This window comes from Gleimia europaea ACS-120-V-Col10b (assembly GCF_000411155.1).
Classification (GTDB): domain Bacteria; phylum Actinomycetota; class Actinomycetes; order Actinomycetales; family Actinomycetaceae; genus Gleimia; species Gleimia europaea_B.
Genome location: NZ_KE150266.1, coordinates 175,113 through 201,272, shown reverse-complemented (window position 1 = coordinate 201,272; position 26,160 = coordinate 175,113). Strand labels below are relative to the sequence as shown.

Genomic DNA, 26,160 nt, shown 5'->3' with positions numbered 1-26,160 from the left:
ACCCGCGCGAAGTTGTATCCCCTGCCCAGCTACCGATTGTGCGCAAAAAAGGAGGGCGCTACCCGCGCCCTCCCCCACGATTGTTTAGTCGAACAGATCAGTTGATCCTGCGCCCGGGCGAACAATCTCGGGACTACCACTGGTGAAGTCGATAACCGTTGTGGCCCCCGCGTTACCTACCGGGCCGCCTAGAACCATGTCCACCAGGTGGCCAACACGTTCATTGACCACCTCTGGATCCCACAGCGCTTCGTCCTCGCCCGGCATGATCAGCGTGGAACACAGCATGGGCTCGCCAAGAGCCTCCACGATCGCCTGGGTGATTTTGTGGTCAGGAATACGCACGCCCACAGTCTGCTTCTTCTTATTCAACGTCTGGCGGGGCACTTCCTTGGTGCCGCGCAAAATAAACGTGTACGGGCCCGGAGTTAGCGCCTTGATCGTGCGAAATGCTTTGTTATCCACGATCACAATGTGGCCCAGTTGCGAGAAATTATGGCACAGGAGCGAGAAATTGTGCTTCTCGTCCAAGTCGCGGATCTGGCGGATCCGATCCAACCCGTCCTTGTTTCCCATAGTCGTTGCAACCGCGTAACCAGAATCGGTTGGAAGCGCGATTACTCCCCCGTCTTGCAAAAGTGCAACAGCTTGATTAACGAACCTAACTTGCGGATTTTCTGGGTGAATCTCAATGTATGCCATAACCCATTGTAATCACTTAACAACCGCCAACGCGCAGGTTCTACCCGAGTTAGAGCGGGGCTTGAACGCGCTCGCATATGAATACTCCCCACTGTTGGCATCTGGTTTTCAGTCCAACTAGTGGGGAGAAATTCAGGCAACTAGCGCAAACTACCGTCGAGTTCGTCTTCTTCGTCCTTTGGTTTCCAATCCACGCCGGTTTCCGCCCGCTGCTCGTCTGGAATCGGCGCCGGAGCCTGTGTCAGGGGATCGTAACCGCCGCCGGACTTCGGGAACGCGATCACGTCACGGATCGACTCCGACTTGGTAAGCAGGGAGACAATGCGGTCCCAGCCAAACGCGATGCCGCCGTGCGGCGGGGCACCAAACTTGAATGCGTCGAGGAGGAAGCCAAACTTCTCCTGCGCTTCTTCCTCGCCAATGCCCATCACTTTGAAAACGCGCTCTTGCACGTCGCGGCGGTGGATACGAATGGATCCGCCACCGATCTCGTTACCATTGCACACAATGTCGTAGGCATATGCGAGGGCGTTACCCGGATCTTCCTCGAAGTTGTCGATCCAATCGGGGTTCGGGGATGTAAACGCGTGGTGTACGGCCGTCCACTTCGACGAGCCCAGATCAACGTCGTCGTCCTGGCCGGCTTCCTTGAACAGCGGGGCGTCAACAACCCACACGAAAGACCAAGCGTCTTCATCAATGAGGCCGGTGCGCTTACCCACTTCAAGACGGGTTGCGCCAAGCAGGGCCCGAGCCTCGGACGGCTTGCCCGCCCCAAAGAAAATGCAGTCCCCCGGCTTCGCGCCGGTAACCTCCATAAGTCCGGCCCGCTCTGCCTCGGAAATGTTCTTTGCAACCGGGCCGCCAAGCTCACCCTCGTCGCTAATCGTCACGTATGCCAGGCCTCTCGCCCCGCGCGAACGTGCCCACTCCTGCCATTTATCGAACGTGCGGCGGGCCTGTGAACCGCCACCGGGCATTACAACGGCGCCGACATATTCGTTTTGGAATACGCGGAACGGGGTGTCCTTGAAATACTCGGTGAGGTCAACGATCTCCAGACCAAAACGCAGGTCCGGCTTGTCGGTGCCATACTTTTCCATCGCGTCCTTGAACGTCATGCGCGGAATCGGGGTTTCCAGGTCGTAATCGATGGTCTGCCACACGGCCTTGAGGACGTCCTCCGCAACTGCGATCACGTCTTCCTGGTCAACGAATGACATTTCGATATCGAGCTGAGTGAATTCCGGCTGGCGATCCGCGCGGAAATCCTCATCGCGGTAGCAGCGCGCGATCTGGTAGTAGCGCTCCATGCCACCAACCATGAGCAGCTGCTTAAACAGCTGCGGGGACTGCGGAAGGGCGTACCAAGAGCCCGGTGCGAGGCGAGCAGGAACGAGGAAGTCGCGCGCGCCCTCTGGCGTGGAACGGGTCAGAGTTGGGGTTTCCACCTCCACAAAATCGTGATTGTCGAGGACGGAGCGCGCCGCCTTTGACACTTCGGAACGCAAACGGATCGCATGCTGTAGCTTGGAGCGACGCAGATCCAGGTAGCGGTAACGCAGGCGCGTTTCTTCTCCCACCTTGCCCGAGTCATCAGCGTGGTCAGACACCTGGAACGGCAGCGCGGCCGCAGTGTTCAAGATCTTGACGTCGTCACCGAGCACCTCGATTTCACCCGTGGGGATGCTCAAGTTCTCGTTGCCCTCAGGGCGCAGCGACACCTCGCCGGTCACCTGCAGGACGAATTCGGAGCGAAGCTGGTGCGCTACTACCTCATCGCGCACAACTACCTGCGCCACGCCGGACGCATCTCGCAAATCAATAAATACAACCCCACCGTGGTCGCGGCGGCGGTCAACCCAACCCGCCAAAGTGACAACCTGGCCAGCCAGTGACGCGTTCAAAGACCCAATATTATGTGTACGCAACATTCGGCGTTCCTTTCAGATTTAGCGGCACCGCGAGACGGGCGGGCGCGACACAATCCTAAACCCTTTCGCCCAGGGGGGAAAAATGTTCGTTTCCCCACCTCGGGCAAAGCCGGTCGCGACGGCTTCCTCGCGGGCGTGCGAAGCGCGGACACTAGCGGCTAAGTGAGGAGCTTTTGCTATTTTTGGGGTGGGTCTCTACCTTGGATTGTATGAAGCAAGCGCGCGACAAAAGCAGCTCTACTCCGATTGAAAAACTACTTCTAATCGGCGCAGTAGTACTGATTACCTGCTTGGCGTTTGAGGCGCTTGCAACTACTAACGCAATGCCTACGGTGGTGGCCAATCTGGGCGGAGACCGCTGGTACTCATTAGCCGCAGGAATGGTCTTGGCCGGCCAGATTCTCTCTACGACGATAGCCGGGTGGTGGGCCGACAAAATGGGAGTTAGGCGCCCCTTGGTATTCGGTATGACCATGTTTTCGCTCGGCGCGCTCGCCGCCGGCCTGGCACCAAACCTCGCGGTATTTATTGTAGGACGTGGTATTCAAGGGCTTGGCTCGGGCATGATCATGGTGCCGCTATACGTCATGGTTGGTGACGTGGTATCAAACGAGCGTCGCCCATTCTTTTTCGCGGTCTTCTCATTCGCCTGGGTGCTGCCCTCAATGATTGGCCCTTCCATTGCCGGCTACATCGTTTTACATTGGGGTTGGAGGCCGGTGTTCTGGCTCATCATCCCCATTGCGTTAACTGCCCTCCTCCCCCTCATTCCGATCCTGCGACGGATGCCCGCGAAGGAGCTGGGAGCTACTACACCACCTCCCGCATTCGGTGCGGCCCTGCTCACCAGTGCCGGTATCGTAGCCCTCCAAATTGCAGGTGGGCTCAGTGAAATATCCATGTGGGTAGGCATCATTATTGGAGCTGTACTGCTCGTAATCGGCATGCCTCGCCTCCTGCCTAAAGGCACGTTCAAGGCGGCTCCAGGAGTTCCCTCGATAGTGGGCATGCGTATGGCAATCATGGCTGCACTGATTGGTGCTGAGTTCTTCTTGCCCCTCGTTCTCGACCGTGTACACGGTTGGACTCCTGCCTCCACCGGATGGGCAATCGCAATCGGCTCCGTGGCGTGGACCATCGGATCGTGGGCGCAAGCGCGCGTAGGGCTTTGGGAAACCCGCACGAAGATCCCCGGATTTGGGTCTGGCCTTATCCTGTTTGGCGCCCTGCTGGTGGTAACGATGCCCATGCAGTCGGTGCCGCCTGCGCTTCCCATCACCGGCTTCGCCATCATGGGGCTCGGACAAGGCCTCGCCCACTCCACCTCCTCAGACCTTGCCCTTGGAGTTACCGCAAAATCCCGCCACGGGGACGTCTCAGCTTCCCTCCAGTTGGCTGACGCACTCGGCCCCGCCCTCGCAATGGGAATCGCATCGGTGGCGCTATCGGGCTGGGCACACCTGGGCGGCGGCGTGTCCCCCTATCTGCCAACCTCATTCGTGTCGATCGGCTTTGCAATCCTCGCCATCTTCACTTCCACACGCATAGTCGGTGTGAAGCGCGTAGCCACCATTTGAACCGCTGGCCGCACGGTGTCTGTAAGGAACCTCACCGCTATCTTTTCGCGATGAGCAAGACATTTTCGGTAGAGTTTCAATAGCCGCTAGCCTCCAATGATGGTGCAAGAGTAAGTGTGATGGGGGATGCGGCATTTCTTTTTCTAGTGAACGGATGCCATGGAATCCCCGAAGTTTTCAGACCTTTCCCTTGCCGCGCCAATTTTAGATGCGATCGACGAAATGGGCTTTGAGACGCCCACTCCTATTCAGGCCGGATCAATCCCCCCTTTGCTCGAAGGGCGCGACATCGTGGGAATCGCCCAAACGGGAACCGGTAAAACCGCCGCCTTCGGCCTTCCCCTCCTTAGCCTGATCGATGCTGAACAAAAACACGTTCAGGCCGTGGTACTTGCCCCCACCCGCGAGCTTGCCATGCAGAGTGCGGCCGCCCTCGAATCTTTCGCAAAATACCTGCCAGTCTCCGTCGTCACCGTGTACGGCGGTTCGTCCTACTCCCCGCAAATTCGAGCGTTAAAGGCGGGTGCACAGATCGTTGTGGGCACGCCCGGGCGCATTATCGACCTCATTAACAAAGACCATCTACAGCTTGGCAACGTACGCGTCCTTGTGCTTGATGAAGCGGACGAGATGCTACGCATGGGCTTTGCCGAAGACGTGGAAACCATTGCGGCAGCCATGCCCGAATCGCAGGAGCGGGTAAACGCTCTCTTCTCGGCAACCATGCCTCCCGCTATTCAAAAGGTGGCGGATGCCTACCTCACTGACCCGGTGCGCGTCGAGGTGGCTCCGCAAGCCTCCACCGCCGACAACCTCGAACAAACATATGCGGTGGTGCCATTCAAGCATAAGCTCGGCGCCCTCGGTCGCGTCCTCGCTACTCGTGATGAAGACGCCGCGATCGTGTTCGTTCGCACTCGCTCCGATGTGGACGAGGTGTCAGCCGATATGACTCGGCGCGGCTTCAAGACCGCGGGGATATCTGGCGATGTTTCCCAAAACGAGCGCGAGCGAATCATGCGGCGTCTGCGCGATGGTTCGCTAGACGTGCTGGTTGCCACCGACGTGGCTGCGCGCGGCCTAGACGTAGACCGTATCGGCCTCGTGGTGAACTTCGATGTGCCGCGTGAAGCTGAAGCCTACGTTCACCGCGTTGGCCGCACCGGCCGAGCGGGTCGGTCCGGCCGTTCCCTCACCTTCTTCACCCCGCGCGAACGCGGACGCCTGCGCAAAATCGAGAAGCTGACCGGCACCCCCATGACCGAGGTAGCTATTCCAACTCCTCGTGAAGTTTCTGCCGTGCGTGCGCGCCGCCTGCTCGACCAGCTTCCCGGCCGGCTTGAAGCTGGACGCTTAGAGGTGTACTACGACCTCATTAATGAAATCGTCGCTACTGGCGAGCTTGACCTGGATGACCTGGCGGCCGCGCTTCTTGCGCAGGCTATTGGTGACCTGGGGCGAGCTGAAGATCCGGAACGGCGCGGTAGCGGCCGGATTCGCCGCGAAGAAGTGCTCGATGAGGACGGAAATTTCGTGGTCGCATCGTTCGAAGAGGGGCGTGACAAACCTAAGAAAGCTAAGAATCGTGGAGCGGGTCGCGTGCCTGAATCTGGATTCAGGCACCGTTACCGGGTGGAAGTTGGTCATAAGGACAACGTGAAGCCAGGAGCTATCGTTGGTGCGATCACGAACGAGGGCGGCGTTGCGGGCAAGGATCTGGGGCGCATCGACATCTTCCCTACCTTCTCCCTCGTTGACATGGCACTGGCGTTAACCGATGACGCGGAACGCAAAATCGGGCGAGCCACTATTTCGGGTAGGCAACTGCGTATCAAGAAAGATCGCGGCCCAGCTGGTCGCGATCATCGACGCGCGGAAACTCGTAAATCTCGCCATGCCAATGACCATCGCGAACAGCGAGAGGAACAGTTTGAAAACCGCCGGGGCGGCAAGAGCTTTCATGACCAAAAACGCCGCCTGGGCGAACGAGGCCGCGACTTTTCCTCGCACTCGCGTGGACGCGCCGGTTTGAAGCGGAAACGGTTCCATTAAAGCTCTCGACTTGGCGTTGAAAGATATGCTGTTAATCTCCGGTTTTGCACTTTCAGGTCGGGGATTTGCAGGATTTGAGTGTAAAAGAACAATAGGAATCACCCAGAGCTTTATCGCCGATAGTAGAAAATTAGCTACATGGAGCAGTTGAAACCGTTTTACATGTGGGCTGGGGGCAAAAGCAGATTGCTCAAGCATTACGACGCGCATTTGCCCGACCTCGCACAATACAAGACCTATGTGGAGCCATTTTTTGGAGGTGGCGCCGTATTTTGTAGCCTCTTTAACGAATACGCTGAGGCGCACCCTGAACTCGATTTCATTATCAACGATGTGAATAGCGAACTTGCAGGGATCTTACGGGCACTTAAAACAGATGCGGCTTGCTTCATCGAAGCCGTTGATACTTTGACGGATGAATACCTCGCGATTGCAGGCAAGGATCGCCGTAAAGACTTCTACTATCAAAAACGGCGCGAATACTGGCAAACCCAGGATTGTGCCCTGCTCTATTTCCTAATGCGTACCGGCTTTAATGGGATCTGGCAGACAAATAAAGAGGGCGGAGGCCTTTTTGCCACTCCTGCCGGATTGCTGAACCACCAAACAAAAGAGCAAGTCTTTCAAGAGCCCCTTCTTTTGGCATGGGCAGACGCGTTGCAACGAACCGAGATTAACGCCGCTGATTACCAGCAACTTCTGGTACCAAAGGGAAGCTTTGTGTATTGTGATCCGCCGTATCGCGGTAGCTTCACTTCCTATGGCACACAGTTTGATGACGCGCACCAAAAGCAGCTGTGTGAGTGGATGGAAATGCTCGTAAATGACAAGCAATGTACGGTGGCCATGAGTAATCGCACCGTGAATGACGACGAATTTTTCGAAGCCATCCTGTCAAAAAATTGGCGTTTTCACTATTTTGATGTCACCTACACGGCTGGTAGGCGCCTGCGTACCGAAACTGGTTTTGCAGCCAAACCCGCACGGGAATTCCTCGCTGTGTCCACAACATAGGATTCCCCTGGCTCTTAGCCGCAAACACCTTTGTGGCACGCCGAACGAAAATTCCCCGCTATAAGCGTGACAGCAGATCCACTATCTGCCGTTGGCGTTGGTCTTCGGCGTGGAGCGGCGCCCACAGCTTTACCCGCACCGTTGTTTCAATGCTAGCTCGCAGCGACTGCCCCGCCCGCGTTCCCAGTCTTCTGGCAACTATTCGCGTTGCAAAATGCGAGATGAGCACGACCACTAGCGTCCACACCAAGCCGCCCAACAACATCCAGGTAGGGTACGGCACCTCGTGCAAACGGGGAAGATCCCAATTGATTAGCAGAAACTCTCGCGAGGCCCACACCGCAGCGAGCCAAAGCGCGCCCGCTAACGCAACCAACCATCCGAGCCACTGCAGGGCATTAGAAAAACGCCACCACCGAGACGGCTCATCACGAATTGCAAGGTCAGTACTAGCGACCGCCTCATTCAAATCATCACTGATTGTGCTACCAGCCTCACTTGCCACCGCGCGCAGGTCATTGGCCCACACGCGCGGGCGGCCCTGCGCAACGCGTTCGGTAAGCGATCGCAAACTCACCTGTAGCGCGGAGCTCGACACCTCGCTGACACGCAGCGAATGCACTTCCCCCGCGCCCTCACCCAAATGCCAGCGTTTCAGCGGATCGGGACGCAGATTTCGCCAATAACGAGTGGGGAGCCAACCAACCCGTTTTTTCGCCCGATGAATGTAGGCGCGGCGCACCGCATCGGCCACTTCCGGCGCCCCAGCGGCTCGAGCACTATCCTCGGTCAGATCCCTAACCACGTCACGTTCCTTCACAGCGGGAAGTACGCTAGCTGTCTGGCCCAGGTCACTGCGAATACGGCTGGCAACGTCACTCACATCCGCCTTTAACCGGGCTGACTCCACGCGCTGAACCTGCGCCGTGTCGTTGATGTGCATGCGTAGCTCAGCAATGCCCTGCCCCGTTTTGGCAGATGTAAGCACAATGCGCGCATTTTGAAGACCGTCATCGGCAAGCAGGCCTCGTAAATCGTCCACAATCACCATCTGATCGCCGGGTGAAAGCAGATCAACCTGTGTTAATGCCACGATCGTGACGCGAGAATGCTTCGCGTAGGGCTTAATGAAGTGCGAATGTAGAACATCATCGGCATATTTTTGCGGATCGACCACCCAAATCAGAATATCTGCGCGTTGCGCAAGACGCTGCGCCGCCTGACGGTTTTCCTCATTCACCGAGTCCACGTCCGGCATGTCCACAATAGTGATGTCACTAGACAGGCCGAGGCCCGCAGGAATGTACACGCGATTCTTAATCTGCAGCCAGTCCAAGATCGCATTAGCCTGCGTTCCCGGTGCACTTGCCGCCATCGTTGAGGTGGTGGTGGGCCGACGCACCCCAACCGGCGCCAGATCAACTTCGAGCAGCGCGTTGAATAGGCTTGACTTCCCTGATCCCGTGGCGCCGATCAAGGCAACCACAGTCATATCAGGGTCGAGGGCAAGGCGATCCGCAGCAATATCAGCCACCTGTGTGTACTCGCTACGCTTGTCGACCGGCAAATCATCGCCCAGTAAGTCCAACACTTCCACCAGGTCGCGAACGCGAGCATCGACCGGCGCATCACCAATCCGGTTAAAGATTCGCATGCTCACCTCGCTCCCATGCTTGGCGAGCCCGCTGAACGGCCCCACTCAGTTCTTCTGGATCTGACACCTCTGGCATGCTTTGCGCAAAAGATTCGAGGGATTCACTTAAAACTGCGCGGAAACGCTCCTGCAAATCACTGTGCGCCTGTTTCGTCATCGCCGAGACTGCCTGATCACCAAACACCGATTCGAGGAGGCGCTGGGCCACTACCGAAGTGGCGCCGGCAACTCCTACCTCGGCGCCGGTCAAACCACCCGTAGATGCAAAGATTACGATCATCAACGCCACACCGAGGACGTTCACACCAATCGCCAGGAATCGGGCTGACATCTTCTTAGATCCCGCCTGATCCGACACCATTTTGAGCAGGCTGTGCTGCCACTCCCGCGTCAAATCCTTCGCCATCTGATCGAACTGCGCAGTAGGTACGGGCTCTACCCCGGCCTCGACATCTCGCATCGCCCGGCTTTGCGCCCAAGTTCGCCTCACTTCGTCGTGGGTACGCACAATTTCATCGGCCAGCAAAGCGCGCAATCCGTCACCAAGTGCGGCCTCAACCGGCTGCGTGCTAACGGGCTTGCCCGTGAGGAAGCCAGTCACGCGCGCCTTCAACCAAGACACGCCCTGATCAATTCGACGCGACAGTTCGGCCGTGCCCACCACCTCTTGCCATCTGGCAAGCACCTCACCGCGCAAGAGTGTGCCGTCTCCCGTTTGTTTTGCTACTCGGCGCGTTGCAGCGTCAACCCGGGCGTCAAGGACGGCGAGGCCGTCCGTTGCGACAATCGCCTGTTCTACCAGGGCCGATTCAACAAGAGAGAGGCCGTCCAGCAGTTCTGCAACGGATCCACGTAGCGTCCTCCGGGCAGTTTGCGCGCGCACCGCCGCAGTATCGGTCAGCGACGTCAACCAGTTTGCAAGTGGGCGCAGACTCTGAGGTGAAATCATGCCTTCTGCAAGTGGGGCTTCTTCAATCGCTATCAGGGGTGCGCTTCCCAGCCCCGCCTGCGCGAGCATGGTGGACAAATCTGCGCGCACCTCTTCCACGGCACCTGCTGGAACGCGGTTCAATACCACTGCTATCGCAATGTTTCGCGCCGCCGCATCTTGGAGCATTTGCCACGGCACCGCATCCGCATACCGGGCCGCGGTGGTTACAAAAACCCAAAAGTCAGCCGCGTCCAATAGCTGGCGGGCAAGCGCCCGATTGTCTGCCACCACCGAATCCAGATCAGGTGCATCAATAATGGCGAGGCCGTCTGGAACCTGCTCATTTGCACGAAGCTCCAGCTCATTCACTACGTCCACATTCGGCGCGGAGGGCGGCGCGTCCGCCGCAACGCGACGGCGCGGCAGTGTGGGAAGCACCCGGTCATTTTCAAACCAGTGCGCATCAGCGCCGCGATGAAGCAGAAGCGGGCTTCTAGTAGTTGGTCGTTTCGCGGACGATGCCGACACCTGCTGGCCCACCAGCGAGTTCACAATCGTTGATTTGCCCGCCCCCGTGGAGCCACCCACCACGCACACCAGCGGTGCGTCCAGGCTTTGTAACCGCGGCAAAATATGATCCTCTAGGCGCCGCGCAGACCGATTCGCCACCTCTCGCGCATTAGGCGCTTCAGGAAGATCCAACGGAAGCGCAACACCGGCAAGCACGCCCTCGAGCGCGCTCAGGGAAAGATATTCCTCCACCTGCTACTCCCCCAGTTTTACGGTGGGCTTCAGATCCTCAGCCGGTGGCCTCCACGTCTGTGGATCAGCGCTTTGCTGCTCGCCCGAGCGAATATCTTTTACCTCGTGCGCCCCGTCCTCGCCGATAAACCACACGAACGGAATACCACGCCTGTCCGCGTATCGGATTTGCTTTCCAAACTTCTGCGAGTTGGGCGAAACCTCGGTTGCTATGCCGCGTGCTCTAAGCGTTGCGGCAACGTCTTGCGATGCCTCGCGCGATTCCTCATTCATCACGGCCACGAGAACAGCCGTTGGCACCGAGCGCGATGCTGTGGCAAGCCCCTCGGCCAAGATACGCGAAACTAGGCGCGAAACGCCGATTGAGATGCCCACACCCGGATAGGAGCGCTTCCCATCGGAGGCGAGCGAATCGTAGCGTCCTCCCGAGCAGATGGAGCCAAGATCCTTGTGCCCCTCCAGCTCGGTTTCATAAACCGTACCCGTGTAATAGTCCAGGCCGCGCGTAATCTTCAGTTCGGCACGCAAACGGTGCGGCGCCCGCTTTTCTCCGGCCGCTAGTAGTGCTCCGAGTTCTTCGAGGCCTTCTTCAAGAAGCTCATTAGACACGCCGAGAGCGCGAACCTCATTCAGCACGCTTTGATCATCGCCAGAAATTTGCGCAAGCTTCAAAAGCTGATCAATCTGCTCGGCTTGAAAGTCAAACTCTTCCATTTCCGCGCGTACTCCCTCAGGCCCAATCTTGTCCAACTTGTCTATAGAACGAAGCGCCTGCTCAACATTCTCCACGCCGATTCCTTCGCAAAAGCCCTGCACGATCTTGCGGTTATTCACCAAAACCGTAACCGGCGGTATCGGGAGCTTAGAAAACGCCTCCAAAATCACCAGGGGAATTTCCACCTCGTGGTGGAACGCAAGCGTACCGTTGCCCACGATGTCGATATCAGCCTGCGTGAACTCGCGAAAACGCCCGTCTTGGGGGCGTTCTCCGCGCCACACTTTTTGGATCTGGTAGCGGCGGAACGGAAACTGAAGTTCACCAGCATTGTCGAGGACGTAGCGGGCAAACGGCACCGTGAGGTCAAAGTGCAGGCCCAGGGTGCGTTCCTTCTTGGAATCAGAGCGCTCTTGCAACTGGTCTTGCAGGCGCTCAAGCAGGTAGACCTCTTTTGAGGTTTCTCCCTTGCGAAGCAGGTCATCCAAAGTCTCAACAGCGCGGGTTTCAATAGAGGCAAAACCGTGGAGCTCAAAGGTCTCACGTAGTTGATCAAGAATGTGCTGTTCCACAATCCGTTCGGCGGGAAGCCATTCGGGGAAACCGGACAGTGAGGTGCGTGCTGGCATTGTTTTCTTCCTAGTTCTAAATAAGTATTAACCGAGCTCTTTTGCGCGCTTAACGTAAGGGTTTGTGGCCTGCTCGTTGCGCCAGTTCGTTGCGGGGCCATGGCCGGGCAGCATCCAAGTATCAGGGTCCAAAGCATTCGCCAGGGTTCGCAGCGAGTGACGCATTTGGGTCTCGTCTCCGCCCGGCAGGTCGGTACGTCCAACCGAACCGGCAAAAATTACATCGCCCACAAACGCCAGCGGCTGCGACATCTGCAATGGCCCCAACCCAGTACGAACTGAAGGTAGGGAAGCGTTGGTCTCAAAAATCTCTCCCGCCGGAATTTCCACCAAGAAAAGGGCGGAACCTTCCGTATGCCCGGGTGCGGGAAGCATCAGCATGTTAAGCCCCTCAATCGGCTGGAACACTTGGCTGGGAACTTCCCGCAAATCCGCAGGCTTGTTCCAAATGCCGAAGTTTCCGAAACCAATCGAGTGCGAGAGCGGATCTTCCATCCGATACATGTCCGGGCCCGGCACGTAAACCGGGACGTCGAACCGGGCACATTCCCAAACGTGGTCAAAATGCCCGTGGGTTAACAACACCGCCCGAGCAGTTAAACCTGCGCCCTCTAAAAACGCTTTCACGGGTTCGCTTGTTCCTACTCCGGGATCCACTACGAGCGCGTCTGTAGCCTGTTGTGGCGCCACGACGTAGCAGTTCTCCCCCAGCGCTACAGATTCGATCCGTTCTATCTTCATAGGTCACACTTTAGCGGAAACCGCGTAACCTCACCGCAACCGCGTTAGCTCACCAAGCTGATGAATGTTGGTCAAAAGTGTTAAATCACACTAAATCGACGTAGTATGAGCAGTGCGGAAACATCCGCTGTGCACATTGTCGAACGGTCAGGCGTATGCCAACCCCGTCCTCGTTAGGAATATCGTGAGCGATCAAAAAGAACCTATTAGCGCTAAGGCTGGCGATCCAGAGATTTCAGCAACCGAAGAAACTAAAGTTCCCAAGGTGGTTGTGCCTGCTTCTTCGAACGAAGACCCTGCCGCTTTTGGCCGGGTGGATGATGAAGGCAACGTTTGGGTTAAGGAAAATGGTGGCGAACGCCAAGTTGGTTCCTATCCAGATGGTGTTCCTGACAAGCCCCTCGCTTTGTACACTCGACGGTTTGAAGACCTTGCAGCGAAGGTGAATCTTTTTGAGATGCGCCTTCCCACCCTTGCCGCAAGGGAGATTGAGCAAACGCTCAAGTCACTAGACGAGGAAATCAAGGAACCCGCTGCGGTGGGTAACCTTGACGCACTGCGTGCACGCGTAGCAAAGCTCCACGATGCGGCAAAGGAACGGAAGGAAGAAGCCCTCGCTGATCGGGAGGCCGTTGTTGTAGAAGCCGAATCCATTGCCGCGCAGGATCCAGAGAGAACCCAGTGGAAGAACTCCGGTCAGCGTTTGCGTGACCTCTTAGACGAGTGGAAAGCCTTGCAGCGTAAGGGGCCGCGTCTTGACCGCGCGGATGAGGACGCCCTGTGGAAGCGTTTTTCTTCTGCCCGCACGCGTTTTGATCGCCACCGCCGTCAGTTCTTCTCGGCACTCGACTCGCGCCAAGCTGAAGTTAAGCGCGTAAAAGAGGCTCTCATTGAGGAGGCCACTGCGCTACAGAACTCAACTGACTGGGGCCGCACTTCCGCTGCTTACCGCGATCTGATGGATCGGTGGAAGGCCGCCGGCCGCGCCTCCCGCAAGGAAGATGACGCCCTGTGGAAGCGTTTCCGCGAGGCACAGCAGGTGTTCTTCGATGCCCGGCGCGCCAACTCGGAAGCCGTTGATTCGGCATACCGCGAGAACCTCAAGGTAAAGGAAGCCCTCCTGGAAGAGGCCGAGGCGCTACTTCCCATTGACAGTCTTGAGGCCACCATTAAAAAACTCCGTGACATCCAAGATCGCTGGGAAGAAGCCGGTCACGTTCCGCGCGCCGATATGAACCGTGTGGAAAGTCGCATGCGCGCCGTTGAGAAAGCGGTTCGTGACGCGGAGGAAGAGCAGTGGCGCCGCACCGATCCAGAGACGAAGGCTCGTGCGGAAGGCATGCTAGGTCAGCTCGCAGATTCCATTGCCGAGCTGGAGGCAGACCTCGCAAAAGCTGAAGCTGACGGCAATGAAAAGAAGGTTGCTTCGATCCGTGACGCGCTGGCAACGAAGCGTGCTTGGCAAGAGCAGATTCAAGGTTCCGTCGACTAAGCCCGGCTAGACCAGACTTTTGGAGGGGAGAGCAGCCGCTCTCCCCTCCTCTTCTTGTCTAATTAGTCAGTTCCGCTACGGGCGCGGCTGCTTCTGCTTCTTCTTATTCTTCGCCTTTGTCGAGTTTCCCCCATGCACGCGCAAGGCCTCGAACACGCCGTCCACCCGGCGCAAACCATTCAGCGTGGCATTGATGTGCGAAGGCTCTGCCATTTCCACAGTGAACCGCACCGTTGCTACTCGATCCGGCGAAGTAGACATGTTGCCCGAAAGAATGTTCACCTGGTAATCCGAAAGCACCTGGGTTAGGTCGCCCAGCAACCGGGCCCGGTCCAGGGCCTTAATCTGGATCTTCACCAGATAGTTCGAGGATGCGTTTGTGCTCCATTCGACATTCACAAACCGTTCCGGATGGTTACGCTGCAGGGCGGCCGCGTTAGCGCAATCCGGGGAGTGTACGGACACGCCTTGCCCGCGCGTTATGAACCCAATGATTGGGTCGCCGGGCACCGGAGTACAACACTTGGCAATCTTGACCCACACGTCACCGCCGCCCATACCTTCAACGAGGACGTCCGACCCGGCCGTGGTTGGATCCCACCTGTTTTGGTGCGCTCCCGGCGTGACTCCCTCGGAGAGGGTTTCTTCGGTTCCGAAATCGCCACCGAGGGACTGCATGATCTTTTGCATCACGCTCTGGGCGGAAATACCCCCCTCCCCAATCGCAGCGTAGAGCGAACCGATGTCTGGATAGCCCATAGAAGCCGCTATTCCCACAATCGTGTCGTGGTTCATGAGGCGTTGCAAGGGTAGGTGTTGCTTACGCATGGTGCGAGCCAGCTTTTCCTTACCGGCCTCAATCGCCTCTTCCCGGCGTTCCTTTGAAAACCATGCTTTAATCTTCGAGCGCGCCCGGGAAGACGCCACAAAGTTTAGCCAGTCTCTGCTCGGACCCGCGTTCGGCGCTTTCGAGGTGAATACCTCAACGATGTCACCACTCTCCAGTTTTGAATCGAGGCTGGATAGCTTGCCGTTTACGCGTGCGCCTACAGTTGTGTGCCCCACTTCGGTGTGCACTGCGTAGGCAAAATCAACCGGCGTTGCGCCCGCAGGGAGTACCTGAACCTCTCCCTTGGGGGTGAACACATACACCTCATCGCCGGCAATTTCGTAGCGGAGCGAATCCAAGAACTCCTCCGGATCACCGGTTTCGCGTTCCATTTGGATGAGGCCACGTAGCCAGTTCATCTGCTCTTCCGGCTTCATCCGGTCCGAATCAGCGCTCGCGGCCTGTGATGCATTCGGATCCTGCTTGTACCGCCAGTGCGCGGCAACGCCGTACTCAGCCCGATCGTGCATCTCGTAGGTACGCACCTGGATTTCAACCGGACGCCCACCCGGCCCCATGACGGTGGTGTGCAGAGACTGGTACAGGTTGAACTTTGGCGTCGCAATGTAGTCTTTGAAACGTCCTGGCATGGGCTGCCAGCGCGCGTGAATAGCACCAATAACCGCGTAGCAGTCCCGCACCGACTCAACGAGTACCCGCACGCCCACGAGGTCATAAATATCGTCGAACGCTTTGCCGCGCACAATCATCTTCTGATAAATCGAATAGTGGTTCTTTGGCCGGCCCGAAACCGTTCCGCGGACACCGTTTTCACGAAGATCGTCCTCGATCGTCAAAACCACTTCACGCAAATACTTGTCACGTTCGGGAGCTCGCTCGGTGACTAGCCGGTCAATTTCTTGGTAAATCTCTGGGTAGAGTGTTCTAAACGAAAGCTCTTCAAGCTCCCACTTGATCGTGTTCATGCCCAGGCGGTGTGCCAGCGGGGCGTATATTTCCAGCGTTTCGCGGGCCTTGCGTTGGGCTGACTCGCGCGGCACATACTGCCAAGTGCGCGCGTTATGCAGACGGTCCCCCAGTTTTATCAGGAGCGTACGGATGTCTTTAGACATCGCCACGATCATTTTGCGTAGCGTCTCGGATTGCGCCGCTGCCCCGTACTTCACTTTGTCGAGCTTCGTCACGCCATCAACAAGGAGCGCTATGTCCTGACCAAAATCTGCGCTGAGCTGTTCCAGCGTGTACTCGGTGTCTTCCACCGTGTCGTGAAGCAGGGCAGCCACGAGAGTTGGAGGCGTCATACCAATCTCGGCAAGGATAGTTGCAACCGCAACCGGGTGCGTGATGTAGGGCTCGCCGGACTTGCGCATCTGCCCTTCGTGGTATTTTTTCGCAGTGACGTAGGCGCGTTCAATGACATCGGTTTCGGCCTTTGGATGATAAGCCTTTACAGCGCGGATAAGAGGCTCAATCTCGGGCGCGGTTGACCGTCTGCGCGACCCAAACCACAGGAGGCTGGAGCGCACGCGCGAACCGCTTACCGGATTGGCGCTGTCGGTGTTACCAGTATTCGACGTCATTCCCTCATGTTATCTCAAACACAAAATGATATTTGATAATACTGGATGCTCGCCCCTTTCGGGACGAGCATCCAGTGGTTAGTTCGTAGCGTGAGTGAGCTAGAAGATCACGCCGGCCTCAACGGGGATCCCCGCAAGCTTCGCGCGGCCCCCAAGCTCTGCAAGCTCGAGCAGAACGTTCACTTCAACTACCTCAGCGCCGCACTGCTTGATCAGTTCCACGGCGGCGGCGGAAGTTCCTCCGGTTGCCAACACGTCATCAATGATGAGAACGCGACTGCCAGCCTTCACGGAATCAGGCCGCAACTCCATGCGGGCCTCTCCATATTCGAGCGTGTAGTTAACACCAATCACCGGGCCGGGAAGCTTTCCAGCTTTACGCACGGTGATCATGCCGACACCCAGAGCGGTTGCAAGCGGGGCAGCCAGGATGAAGCCTCGCGACTCCAAGCCTGCAATAGCATCTACGCGGCCACGATAGTGATCTGCGAGCGCATCAATTAGGGCTTTGAAAGCCTCCCCATTAGCCAGTAGTGGCGTAATGTCGCGAAACAACACCCCCGGATCCGGGAAGTCAGGAATCTCGCGCAGATTGTCCTTGATAAGCGGCTCAATCCGGCTCCGCAGTAGATCTTTACTCATCGCCCTTACTTCCTCTTCTTCCGCTTTGGCTGTGCGGCCTGACCCAGGTGGTGACCGGGGTTCAGTTTCGATGTTTGTACGGTCTTGAATGTCGAATCATTATCCGTAGCGTCAGCCCCGACCTTCACCGTTTTCTGCCCGCGAGCTTCCAGAATGCTCTTGGTGTGGCCACCGATTCCCGCCCGCTTGTTTTCTAGCATTACGAGGACGGCGGGCGCAATGAACACGGAGCTAAAGGTACCCACCGTCATACCTACAAACAGGGCGAGCGAAATGTCGGTCAAAGTACCCGCGCCCAGCAGGAAGGAACCGAGGAAAAGAATCGACCCTACTGGCAGGAGCGCGATGATCGAAGTGTTAATGGAACGCACAAGCGTCTGGTTAACCGCAAGGTTGACAAGCTCGCCGAACGTGTAGCGCGACTGCTTTGTAACGTTGCGAGTAAGTTCGCGCACGCGGTCAAACACAACCACGGTGTCATACAGCGAGTACGCGAGAATCGTGAGGAAACCGATTACCGTAGCCGGCGAAACTTCCACCTGGATCAGGCTGAAGAAGCCCACCGTTAAGAACACGTCGTGAAGCAACGCCCAAAGGGCCGCTAGCGACATCGTCCAGGAGCGGAAATAGAACGCCATCATGGCGCCAACTAATACGAGGAAGATAACGAGGGACTGCAACGCCTTCTTAGTCACGTCCGCCCCCCACGACGGGCCAATGTTGGTTACGTCTACGTCACCTTCCGAAATACCGTAGGCCTCGGCCAGTGCGGCTCTCACCGTTGCGGTCTTGTCAGCGCCGATGTCCTGGCTTTGCACACGCAAGCCGTCGGTGCCCAACTGGGAAACCTTGACCCCTTCACCAACGCCGTTTTCGTTCATCACATCGTAAGCGAGTTGCTGCTCCGTGGTCTGCACGTGCGCGAGGGCAAACTGGGATCCGCCACGGAACTCGATCGACGGGTTGAGTCCGCGAACCGTGATGAGAAGGATTGAAATCAAGATCACCACTGCACCCGTGGTGAACCAAACCTTGCGGTGCTTAATGAGCGGGTAGGATTTTTCTCCCGCGTACAGGGCGTTACCCCATGAAGCCATACTCATTGTTACTTCCCCTCCTCGTCAGTGGAGGCATCCCCGGCGGTGTCAACGGCTACCGCCTCGGCTTCCATCTTTGCCGCTTCTTCAGCCTCGCGGCGCTGCTGCGCAAGCGATTTACGCTCTGGCTGATTAACGGTGGTTGAGTTCTTGAGATTCCTCTGCGCACCGCGAACGCGGCCTCGACCCGCGTAAATCGCAGCGGATCTAGCGCCCAGGTGCTCCGGATCAAGACCGGAGAGCTTGTGGCCACCGCCGAAGAATTCGGTGCGAACCAGCAGTTCCATGAGCGGGTGGGTGAACCACAGAATGATTGCAAGGTCAACAAGGGTGGTTAGGCCCAGCGTGAACGCGAAGCCTTGTACGCCACCGACTGCCAGGAAATAAAGCACCGCAGCTGCCAGTAGGTTCACAAGGTCAGAGACGATAATAGTGCGCTTTGCACGATCCCAGCCCTCACTCACCGCAGAAACGAGTGGACGACCACTACGAACCTCATCGCGTATGCGTTCAAAGTAGACGATGAACGAGTCCGCAGTAATACCAACTGACACAATCAGGCCCGCCACGCCAGCAAGGGAAAGCCGGTATCCCATCAGCCACGAAAGGAGCGTGATGAGCGTGTAAACGGTAACGCCCGCAGTGATTAGAGAACCGCCCGCAAGTAGTGCCAAACCACGGTACTGCCAAATCAAGTACAGCAGAACGAGCACGAGGCCGATAATGCCGGTCATGAGGCCCGTACGCAGGTGATCCGCACCAAGCGTTGCAGAAATGCGCTGCTCCGACTCAACCGTGAAGTTAAGCGGAAGCGAACCGAACTGGAGCTGGTTAGCCAAAGCGCGAGCCGAATCAGCGGAGAAGTTACCCTCAATGAGCGCTGAACCATTTGGAATAACATTGTTCATGCGCGGGGCAGAAATCACGTTACCATCCAACACCACCGCGAAGCGGTTACGCGTGGGATCAACGGACTGCAAATCTACAAGGCGCTTAGACACATCCGCGAAGATGTCAGTGCCTTCCTTATCGAACTGGAGCGAAACAATCCACTTACCGGTGGCCTGCCCTTGCTGGTTCCGGTTCATACCCGCCGTGGCGGACGTCAGGTGAATGCCTTCAAGATCGACCGGGCCAAGAATGTACTTCTCGTTGCCCTCTGTGTCACAGGCGACCAGTGGCTGAGCCGGGTCATCAACCGAACCCTTCGCGCGCTGCTCAGGAGCCTTACAATCCGTGGTCAAGAACGTGTAGAGGAGCTCCTCAGTTACCCAGTTTGGATCCGAGTTATCCTTGGGCTCAGCAACCGGCTTGTTAGAGATCTCGCCATCCTTGTTGGTGTCTGCGAGAGTCTTAGCCAGCTCTTCCGGTGTCAGCTGCGACAGATCCGGGCCCTCCGCCTCGGTAGGTTCAGGCTGTTGTTCATCGGCTTCACCTTCAGTAGGCTCCGCGCTCGGATCCGTCACTTTCTGCTCCGTGCCCTCCCCAGAGTCAGCCTTTTTGTATCTTTCCGGATCAACAACTGCGGGGTCACCTGCAGCGAGTACGGGGCGGAACCTCATGACTGCAGATGAGCGCACAAGATTAAGAGTTTCCTCGCTGGGTTCACCCGGCAGGGCTACAACGATATTGCGCCCCGCCTGACTCGTAATCTCAGCCTCGGCAACACCGGATGCGTCAATACGCTTGCGGATGATCTCGATGGCCTGCTCCAGATCCTCCGGAGCTACGGTGACGTCCTTAATGTCCTCACCCTCTTGTGGGGTAGGCGTCAAAATAAGCTGCGTACCACCCTGCAAATCGAGAGCCAGACCGGGCACCATACTCGCACTGCCACGGGCAGTCCCAATTCCAAGCGTTATTAATCCAATTACAATGAGGATCCCAAGGCTCATCAACTTGCGCCCGGGTCTTCTCGCTTTCTTAGCCACTTTGGTTCCTTGTTATTATCTTGCGCCGAACCGGCACTTAGTTTTCTTCGCGAGGCTTATCCGACTTGGTGAACGAGTCATCCCAAATATCCTCAGCGTCCTCTGCGTCGCTGTCTGCTTCCTGAACCGGGGTTTCTGGCGCCGCCTCGATACCGGGCTGTGCTACTTCCTCTTCTTCAGTCTGCGCGGTGATTTCGCCTACTTCGTCGACGTCTTCATCATCGCCAGCAAGAGTGGACTCGAATGGAGGCTCTGCCGCCGTCGCGATAGCGCGACGATCCCAGTAGGTTTCGTCACCACTCGGCGACTGCAGAATGTAGACGTCCCCATCAATATCTGAAACGATGCCGTAATACCCAGAAGCAGTACGCACCCAAGAGCCAATGCCAATTTCATTGTGCATCTTCTCAAGCTGTTCCTGCTGCTTCTTTCTGCCGCGTGAAGACATAAACATCATCACACCGAGCATGACAAGCAGGATGATCATCAATTCCAAGGGTCGACTCCTAAATATCGTTTGTATCCTACGTGATTCTATTGTTATTACGAACCAAATGCACCTTCCTTAGTCCTAAAGAAAGTTCGCGTTTGGTCACATTCACGCTTTTAGCTGTCGAACAGGGTGCCCGGTTCCGGCGGAGTAAGGCCCATATGGTTCCACGCCTGGGCGGTTGCGGCTCTGCCTCTAGGCGTGCGGATCATGAAACCTTCGCGCACCAAGTAGGGTTCAGCTACGGTTTCAACCGTTTCTGGCTCCTCGCCAACCGTCACCGCCAGGGTGGCAAGCCCAACCGGTCCGCCTCCAAATCTGCGCACCAGCGCCTCCAGTACCGCGCGGTCCAGCCTGTCTAATCCCTGCGGATCTACTTCAAACAGTTCCAGGGCTGCCCTCGTGGATTGAAGATCAATATGCCCGTCCCCGTGCACCTGCGAATAGTCCAAGACGCGGCGCAGCAACCTATTTGCAATACGCGGCGTTCCCCGAGAACGACGTGCGATCTCTGCTCCCGCCCGCTCATCTAACCGCGCGCCGAGTAGGTTCGCGGAGCGTTTTACCACGAGTTCAAGTTCTTCGGCCTCGTAGTACTCCAGGTGTGCGGTGAACCCGAAACGGTCACGTAGCGGCGCAGGAAGCAAGCCCGACCTGGTGGTCGCTCCCACCACCGTGAACGGTGGGAGCGTTAACGGAATCGACGTGGCCCCCGGCCCCTTACCCACAATGATGTCAACGCGGAAATCTTCCATCGCTAGATAGAGCATTTCTTCCGCAGTGCGGGCAAGACGATGAATCTCGTCAATGAACAAGATGTCGCCTTCTTGCAATCCCGACAGGATCGAGGCGAGATCTCCCGCATGCTGAATGGCTGGGCCTGACGTGAGGCGAAGCGAAGAGTTCATCTCGTTTGCCACAATCATTGCCAGTGTGGTTTTGCCCAGGCCCGGAGGGCCCGCCAGCAAAATGTGATCGGGAGTCGTGTTGCGGTGATGGGCAGCAGACAACACGAGGTCAAGCTGAGCACGAACCGTTTGCTGGCCAATGAAGTCTTCAAGTTGCTTGGGACGCAATGCGGCTTCCGCGGCGCGCTCAATATCGCCCGCGTCGGCCCCCACTATGCGGTCAGTATTGTCATCCACGGTTGCCTCCCAGGTTTACCAGTGCGGCGCGCAACATGTCCGAAGCATTCAGACCGCTACCCGCGAACTGATCAACAGCGGCCTGGGCCTGCTGTTTTTGCCAACCCAAACTTTGAAGCGCGGCAATGACCTCATCGGCAACCTCATCAGCCACCGGCTGTGGTTCTAGGGTTAACCCCTTCGCTGGGCCCAGCTTGTCACCGATCTCCAAAATCATGCGTTGCGCGGACTTCTTGCCAATGCCGGGAATCTTCTGCAACATCTTCTCATCCGCCGCCGCCAACGCGGCGCGTAACTCGTCTGGCGTGTACACGTTTAGTGCCGCCAGTGCGGTTTTCGGACCGATGCCCGAAACCCCTTGCAAAATGTCAAATGCCTCAGACTCGTCCGCGAGTAAAAACCCAAACAGAGTTAGCGAATCTTCGCGCACCACCAGGTTTGTGTAAACATCCACTTCCGCGCCGGAACGCATCTCAAGTAGCGATCTTGCGGGCATGTAAACGCGCATGCCGAAAGAACCCGCCTTAATCACGGCAAAATCGGGGCCAATCGACGACACCTGCCCACTTAGCGAAGAGATCATTGTGCTCCTTTATTCCTGCAACAACCCTAACGCTTACCCCGGACACGCGGATCAACCGCCCCTTTACGGCGCGTTGTAGCAATCGCATTTGCCCACTGCTGCTGGGCCGCCGTCATCTTGCCGCGAGCAGACACGCCACCTGACAAAGACACATTAATGTCGCCGTCCTGACCAGCGCCCTGCAAGCCTGTACCTCGCCACGCGTGGCAGATTGCGATTGCGAGCGCATCCGCAGCATCGGCTGGCTTAGGCACCTTCTGCAAACCGAGTACACGCGCAACCATGTGCTGCACCTGCGCCTTGCCCGCCGTACCCGAACCCGTAACCGCAGCCTTCACCTCTGACGGCGTGTGAATTGCCAAAGGTAGCCCCGCCCTGCCCGCGCACAGCATCGCCACTCCCATCACCTGCATAGTTGTGGTCACCGATTGGAGGTTATCCTGGGCAAAAACGCGCTCGATCGCCATAACCTCCGGCTTGTAAGTTTTGATTGCGAGGTCGATTTCATCCCCAATCTTTGCAAGGCGAAAATGCGTTGCCAGTGCCGGCGCGCTACGAGCCACGTCAACGTGAACGAGGCTGGTACGACGCGCGGCATCGACGTCAACAACGCCGATGCCGCAACGGGTCAAACCCGGATCAATACCGAGTACTCGCACTACTCTTCCTCTTGGAATTCCTTCAGCACTTCGTCGGAAGCCGTGAAGTTCGTGTAGATCTCCTGCACGTCATCAGATTCTTCCAAAGCATCAATCATGTTCATGATCTTGCGCACGCCGTCAGCTTCCAACTCCACCTTGGTGGACGGCACGAAACCAACTTCAGCCGAGTTGTAGTCGATGCCCTCCTCCTGCAAAGCGGTACGAACAGCCACCAAGTCATTTGGCTGGCACAGGATGTGGAACTCGTCGCCCTGGGCCTCTACCTCTTCAGCACCGGCATCAAGTACGGCCAGGAGGATAGAGTCTTCATCCGTGTCACCCTGGCTCGGCACCTCCACGATGCCTTTGCGAGCAAACAGGTACGAAACCGAACCAGGATCCGCAAGCGACCCACCCGAACGCGTGAAAGCAACGCGCACATCCGACGCGGCGCGGTTGCGGTTGTCAGTCAGGCACTCAACTAGAACCGCGACGCCGTTCGGGCCGTAACCCTCATACATGATAGTTTCCCAGTCGGCGCCGCCGCTTTCTTCACCCGAGCCGCGCTTGCGTGCCCGCTCAATGTTGTCGTTGGGAACCGAGTTCTTCTTTGCCTTCTGAATGGCATCGTAAAGAGTGGGGTTAGCGTCCGGATCGCCGCCGCCCGTGCGCGCCGCTACCTCAATGTTCTTTACAAGACGGGCAAAAAGCTTGCCGCGCTTGGCGTCAATTGCAGCCTTCTTGTGCTTGGTAGTTGCCCACTTTGAATGCCCTGACATGAAGAACCTCCCAAAACTGTTTTACTGCTTTATCACGTTTCATTGTACTCATCGATTTTAACGCAAGATTGCGTGCCTTCGTTATCTCGCCATTTCACCAGCAAGTCGGGTAGTTGGCGCGGAAAAATACTTGCTTCTTCACGCAATTCCAAAAGCTCTTCCACTTCGAACCAGCGCATTTCATCCAACAACCTACGTTCGTCGTTGCTCCAGCGCGAATAGTCAAGCTTCACCGCGTCCACACGCGCTATGAAAAACTGCTCGATTTGCCTACGGGTGCGGTCAGCGAAGAACATTTTCGCGTCTCGACAAATCACCGGACCCTCCAGCTCAGCCGTATTCAACCTAATGCCCGTCTCCTCAAGGCACTCGCGCACCGCTGCCTCACGGTGGCTCTCCCCCGCTTCTAAGCCGCCACCCACCGTGAACCACCAAGAGTGATCCGAATCATTTGCGTCATGGCCGCGCACCAGCAGTACGCGCTCTGCCTCGTCGATCAAAATTACGCGCGCCGCATCGCGAGTGGGCAATCCGTCTGCACCAATCGGCCATTCATACTCTTTTTCAAGCAAGAGGGGCCTCGTCGTCAAAGTCGAACGGTTCGGGCATCTGGGCGCGCCCGGCAAGGTGGAACACCGTGACGTCCGGTTGCGAACGTAGCCGCACTACCTGGGCAACCTGCTGGTTGTAAAAACGCCTCGCTGCCCGCAACTCGAAACCATTAGTGCGCAGTTGCTCGGCAACCTGCGGAGCTTGGCGCACAATCAGATCCCAGGACTGCACGAGCCAGGCGGAAATTTCAGATTCGCTGGCCGCCGTATGTCCGTCCTGTCCTGGAGCCTCGCTTGCAAGCAACTGCTCTAGCTGTTCGCCCGGGGATTGTGCACCAAAAGAACCATCATTCAAGGCGCTGGTAAGGATTTCTCGGCGCGCCCGTAAATGTTTGAACAGAGCCACGCGGGCCTGCTCCACCTGCCGATGTAATCGGTCTACACGCCGGGCTCGCAACACCAGCCACAATCCGGCCAGCACTAGCAGTATGAGCACGACAACCAAGGTTTTCCCGCTCACCGCTACTCCTTCCGGTTAGAAAAATACTGGCGCAACGAATCGATCAGCGTATCCGTGTTCTCCACCTGAACGGAAGCAGTGCCAACCACGGTGGAATATACGGCGAGGATCTTGTCTGTCACCACGCCCCAATCGTACATTTTTGCAGCCTCGTGTCCCGTGGCTGCCAGTTGGGCCGCCTCTTGCGGATGCGATAGGACGTCGTTAATAACCCGCGCCAAATCCGCAGAATCAGCCGACGTGAATAGGCGTCCCAACGCTCCCCCATTTAGTACCAAGCGGAAGGCCTCAATATCGGAGGCGATGACCAGCGTCCCAGCCGACATCGCTTCAACCAGCACGATGCCAAACGACTCTCCACCGGTCTGCGGCGCGATGTATGCCGTCGCGCCATGGTATAGCGAGTTGCGAGTCTGCGGATCCACATCGCCAGCAAAATCAACGTTGTCCGGGTATTTCTCCATCAGTTCACGAACCGGCGTATCATCACCGCGCCCAGCAATAATGAAACGAACGTTTGGATGGCGGGCCACCACCTCTTCCATTGCGCCGGCAAGCACGTGCAACCCCTTGCGCGGTTCATCTATGCGACCAATCCAAAACAGGGTGGGGCGCTCCGGTGTTCCCTTCCACTTTTCAATATCGGGAGCAGTCGCAATCGGCTCGCGGTAAACACCGTTCGGAATAATAACCGCGTCACCACCCTGGTGTTCAATGAGCGTTCTGCGTGCTTCGTTAGACACCGCGATTCGCCCGCCAATACGATCCAACAGAGGCCGCAAAATCGGGACAGCTAGTTTCAAGGATCTTGATTTCACCATTGAGGTGTGGAACGTGGCAACGATAGGACTCTTAGAACTCGCCAGCGCGATCAAAGAAATAGAGGGAGCGAGAGGCTCGTGGATATGCACCACGTCAAAATTGCCTTCCTCCAACCATGCTTTAGTTTCACTCACCGCTTTAGGGCTCAGGGACAACTGGGCCACTGAACCGTTGTAAGGAACGGAGTATGATCCAGACACTTTGCACACAAAATTTGGTACCTCCGCTTTTTCAACGGGAGCGAGCACACTCACGGCATGACCTCGGCGAATAAGCTCGGTGGCAAGATCGCGCACGTGATATTGCACGCCACCTGGTGAATCAAA

General features: G+C 57.2%; 22 protein-coding genes. 4 read left to right on the top strand and 18 right to left on the bottom strand.

Annotated elements, in window-relative coordinates; all coding sequences use genetic code 11:
• Positions 1-84 precede the first annotated feature (84 nt).
• Entirely contained in the window at positions 85-702 is a 618-nt protein-coding gene (locus HMPREF9238_RS00920; protein WP_016443555.1) for an L-threonylcarbamoyladenylate synthase, read from the bottom strand.
• Positions 703-842: 140 nt separating this feature from the next.
• The gene (gene aspS / locus HMPREF9238_RS00915) at positions 843-2,636 is read right to left on the bottom strand and encodes an aspartate--tRNA ligase (RefSeq protein WP_016443554.1); all 1,794 of its coding nucleotides are present in this window, start codon (positions 2,634-2,636) and stop codon (positions 843-845) included.
• Positions 2,637-2,845: 209 nt separating this feature from the next.
• Between aspS and HMPREF9238_RS00910 the strand changes: the two genes are divergently transcribed.
• The 3 genes from HMPREF9238_RS00910 to HMPREF9238_RS00900 all read left to right on the top strand — a co-directional run bounded on the left by HMPREF9238_RS00910 (position 2,846) and on the right by HMPREF9238_RS00900 (position 7,279).
• Positions 2,846-4,213 (top strand): MFS transporter, encoded by a 1,368-nt coding sequence (locus HMPREF9238_RS00910; protein WP_016443553.1) that lies wholly within the window; start codon positions 2,846-2,848, stop codon positions 4,211-4,213.
• Between the two features lie 159 nt (positions 4,214-4,372).
• Positions 4,373-6,265 (top strand): DEAD/DEAH box helicase, encoded by a 1,893-nt coding sequence (locus tag HMPREF9238_RS00905; RefSeq protein ID WP_016443552.1) that lies wholly within the window; start codon positions 4,373-4,375, stop codon positions 6,263-6,265.
• A gap of 138 nt (positions 6,266-6,403) precedes the next feature.
• Positions 6,404-7,279, top strand: a complete 876-nt coding sequence (locus HMPREF9238_RS00900) for a DNA adenine methylase (RefSeq protein ID WP_016443551.1) — start codon at positions 6,404-6,406, stop codon at positions 7,277-7,279.
• Positions 7,280-7,337: 58 nt separating this feature from the next.
• Here HMPREF9238_RS00900 and HMPREF9238_RS00895 read toward each other — a convergent pair whose 3' ends face one another.
• Genes HMPREF9238_RS00895 through HMPREF9238_RS00880 form a run of 4 tightly spaced genes read right to left on the bottom strand, consistent with a single transcriptional unit; the run spans position 7,338 to position 12,711 of the window.
• Positions 7,338-8,933 (bottom strand): GTPase family protein, encoded by a 1,596-nt coding sequence (locus HMPREF9238_RS00895; RefSeq protein WP_016443550.1) that lies wholly within the window; start codon positions 8,931-8,933, stop codon positions 7,338-7,340.
• Complete coding sequence (locus HMPREF9238_RS00890; RefSeq protein WP_016443549.1) at positions 8,920-10,626, bottom strand: dynamin family protein; 1,707 nt, start codon at positions 10,624-10,626, stop codon at positions 8,920-8,922. Before HMPREF9238_RS00890 ends, HMPREF9238_RS00895 begins: the two co-directional genes overlap by 14 nt.
• A 3-nt stretch (positions 10,627-10,629) precedes the next feature.
• Positions 10,630-11,970: a histidine--tRNA ligase gene (hisS, locus tag HMPREF9238_RS00885; protein WP_016443548.1), complete on the bottom strand. Its 1,341-nt coding sequence runs from the start codon at positions 11,968-11,970 to the stop codon at positions 10,630-10,632.
• Positions 11,971-11,997: 27 nt separating this feature from the next.
• The gene (locus tag HMPREF9238_RS00880) at positions 11,998-12,711 is read right to left on the bottom strand and encodes an MBL fold metallo-hydrolase (protein ID WP_016443547.1); all 714 of its coding nucleotides are present in this window, start codon (positions 12,709-12,711) and stop codon (positions 11,998-12,000) included.
• A 184-nt stretch (positions 12,712-12,895) separates the two neighbouring features.
• Between HMPREF9238_RS00880 and HMPREF9238_RS00875 the strand changes: the two genes are divergently transcribed.
• A complete protein-coding gene (locus HMPREF9238_RS00875; protein ID WP_016443546.1) occupies positions 12,896-14,203 on the top strand; it encodes a DUF349 domain-containing protein in 1,308 nt (435 codons plus the stop codon).
• Between the two features lie 75 nt (positions 14,204-14,278).
• Here the strand turns inward: HMPREF9238_RS00875 and HMPREF9238_RS00870 are convergent, their stop codons facing one another.
• The 12 genes from HMPREF9238_RS00870 to HMPREF9238_RS00815 form a co-directional block, all read right to left on the bottom strand.
• Positions 14,279-16,633, bottom strand: coding sequence for a RelA/SpoT family protein (locus tag HMPREF9238_RS00870; RefSeq protein WP_016443545.1), 2,355 nt, complete (start codon positions 16,631-16,633; stop codon positions 14,279-14,281).
• A 99-nt stretch (positions 16,634-16,732) separates the two neighbouring features.
• Positions 16,733-17,275, bottom strand: a complete 543-nt coding sequence (locus HMPREF9238_RS00865; protein ID WP_016443544.1) for an adenine phosphoribosyltransferase — start codon at positions 17,273-17,275, stop codon at positions 16,733-16,735.
• Between the two features lie 5 nt (positions 17,276-17,280).
• Positions 17,281-18,378: a protein translocase subunit SecF gene (gene secF / locus HMPREF9238_RS00860; RefSeq protein WP_016443543.1), complete on the bottom strand. Its 1,098-nt coding sequence runs from the start codon at positions 18,376-18,378 to the stop codon at positions 17,281-17,283.
• A gap of 2 nt (positions 18,379-18,380) precedes the next feature.
• Complete coding sequence (gene secD, locus HMPREF9238_RS00855; RefSeq protein WP_016443542.1) at positions 18,381-20,303, bottom strand: protein translocase subunit SecD; 1,923 nt, start codon at positions 20,301-20,303, stop codon at positions 18,381-18,383.
• Between the two features lie 37 nt (positions 20,304-20,340).
• On the bottom strand, positions 20,341-20,790 hold the full coding sequence (locus HMPREF9238_RS00850) for a preprotein translocase subunit YajC (protein WP_232217621.1): 450 nt from the start codon (positions 20,788-20,790) through the stop codon (positions 20,341-20,343).
• A gap of 119 nt (positions 20,791-20,909) precedes the next feature.
• Positions 20,910-21,938 (bottom strand): Holliday junction branch migration DNA helicase RuvB, encoded by a 1,029-nt coding sequence (ruvB, locus tag HMPREF9238_RS00845; RefSeq protein ID WP_016443540.1) that lies wholly within the window; start codon positions 21,936-21,938, stop codon positions 20,910-20,912.
• Positions 21,931-22,521, bottom strand: coding sequence for a Holliday junction branch migration protein RuvA (gene ruvA, locus HMPREF9238_RS00840; protein WP_016443539.1), 591 nt, complete (start codon positions 22,519-22,521; stop codon positions 21,931-21,933). The genes ruvB and ruvA overlap by 8 nt, the downstream gene beginning before the upstream one ends.
• A gap of 26 nt (positions 22,522-22,547) precedes the next feature.
• The gene (gene ruvC, locus HMPREF9238_RS00835) at positions 22,548-23,180 is read right to left on the bottom strand and encodes a crossover junction endodeoxyribonuclease RuvC (protein WP_016443538.1); all 633 of its coding nucleotides are present in this window, start codon (positions 23,178-23,180) and stop codon (positions 22,548-22,550) included.
• Positions 23,180-23,941: a YebC/PmpR family DNA-binding transcriptional regulator gene (locus tag HMPREF9238_RS00830; protein ID WP_016443537.1), complete on the bottom strand. Its 762-nt coding sequence runs from the start codon at positions 23,939-23,941 to the stop codon at positions 23,180-23,182. Before HMPREF9238_RS00830 ends, ruvC begins: the two co-directional genes overlap by 1 nt.
• A 32-nt stretch (positions 23,942-23,973) precedes the next feature.
• The gene (locus HMPREF9238_RS00825; RefSeq protein ID WP_016443536.1) at positions 23,974-24,513 is read right to left on the bottom strand and encodes an NUDIX hydrolase; all 540 of its coding nucleotides are present in this window, start codon (positions 24,511-24,513) and stop codon (positions 23,974-23,976) included.
• A complete protein-coding gene (locus HMPREF9238_RS00820; protein WP_016443535.1) occupies positions 24,506-25,012 on the bottom strand; it encodes a hypothetical protein in 507 nt (168 codons plus the stop codon). The genes HMPREF9238_RS00825 and HMPREF9238_RS00820 overlap by 8 nt, the downstream gene beginning before the upstream one ends.
• Before the next feature lie 2 nt (positions 25,013-25,014).
• Positions 25,015-26,142: a glycosyltransferase family 4 protein gene (locus HMPREF9238_RS00815; protein ID WP_286127773.1), complete on the bottom strand. Its 1,128-nt coding sequence runs from the start codon at positions 26,140-26,142 to the stop codon at positions 25,015-25,017.
• Between the last annotated feature and the right edge of the window lie 18 nt (positions 26,143-26,160).

Bases quoted from the DNA above. Each gene is read 5' to 3' on its own strand.
- HMPREF9238_RS00920 (WP_016443555.1), bottom strand. From the start codon at position 702: ATGGCATACATTGAGATTCACCCAGAAAATCCGCAAGTTAGGTTCGTT.
- aspS (WP_016443554.1), bottom strand. From the start codon at position 2,636: ATGTTGCGTACACATAATATTGGGTCTTTGAACGCGTCACTGGCTGGC.
- HMPREF9238_RS00910 (WP_016443553.1), top strand. From the start codon at position 2,846: ATGAAGCAAGCGCGCGACAAAAGCAGCTCTACTCCGATTGAAAAACTA.
- HMPREF9238_RS00905 (WP_016443552.1), top strand. From the start codon at position 4,373: ATGGAATCCCCGAAGTTTTCAGACCTTTCCCTTGCCGCGCCAATTTTA.
- HMPREF9238_RS00900 (WP_016443551.1), top strand. From the start codon at position 6,404: ATGGAGCAGTTGAAACCGTTTTACATGTGGGCTGGGGGCAAAAGCAGA.
- HMPREF9238_RS00895 (WP_016443550.1), bottom strand. From the start codon at position 8,933: ATGCGAATCTTTAACCGGATTGGTGATGCGCCGGTCGATGCTCGCGTT.
- hisS (WP_016443548.1), bottom strand. From the start codon at position 11,970: ATGCCAGCACGCACCTCACTGTCCGGTTTCCCCGAATGGCTTCCCGCC.
- HMPREF9238_RS00880 (WP_016443547.1), bottom strand. From the start codon at position 12,711: ATGAAGATAGAACGGATCGAATCTGTAGCGCTGGGGGAGAACTGCTAC.
- HMPREF9238_RS00870 (WP_016443545.1), bottom strand. From the start codon at position 16,633: ATGACGTCGAATACTGGTAACACCGACAGCGCCAATCCGGTAAGCGGT.
- HMPREF9238_RS00865 (WP_016443544.1), bottom strand. From the start codon at position 17,275: ATGAGTAAAGATCTACTGCGGAGCCGGATTGAGCCGCTTATCAAGGAC.
- secF (WP_016443543.1), bottom strand. From the start codon at position 18,378: ATGAGTATGGCTTCATGGGGTAACGCCCTGTACGCGGGAGAAAAATCC.
- HMPREF9238_RS00850 (WP_232217621.1), bottom strand. From the start codon at position 20,790: ATGATCATCCTGCTTGTCATGCTCGGTGTGATGATGTTTATGTCTTCA.
- ruvA (WP_016443539.1), bottom strand. From the start codon at position 22,521: ATGATCTCTTCGCTAAGTGGGCAGGTGTCGTCGATTGGCCCCGATTTT.
- HMPREF9238_RS00830 (WP_016443537.1), bottom strand. From the start codon at position 23,941: ATGTCAGGGCATTCAAAGTGGGCAACTACCAAGCACAAGAAGGCTGCA.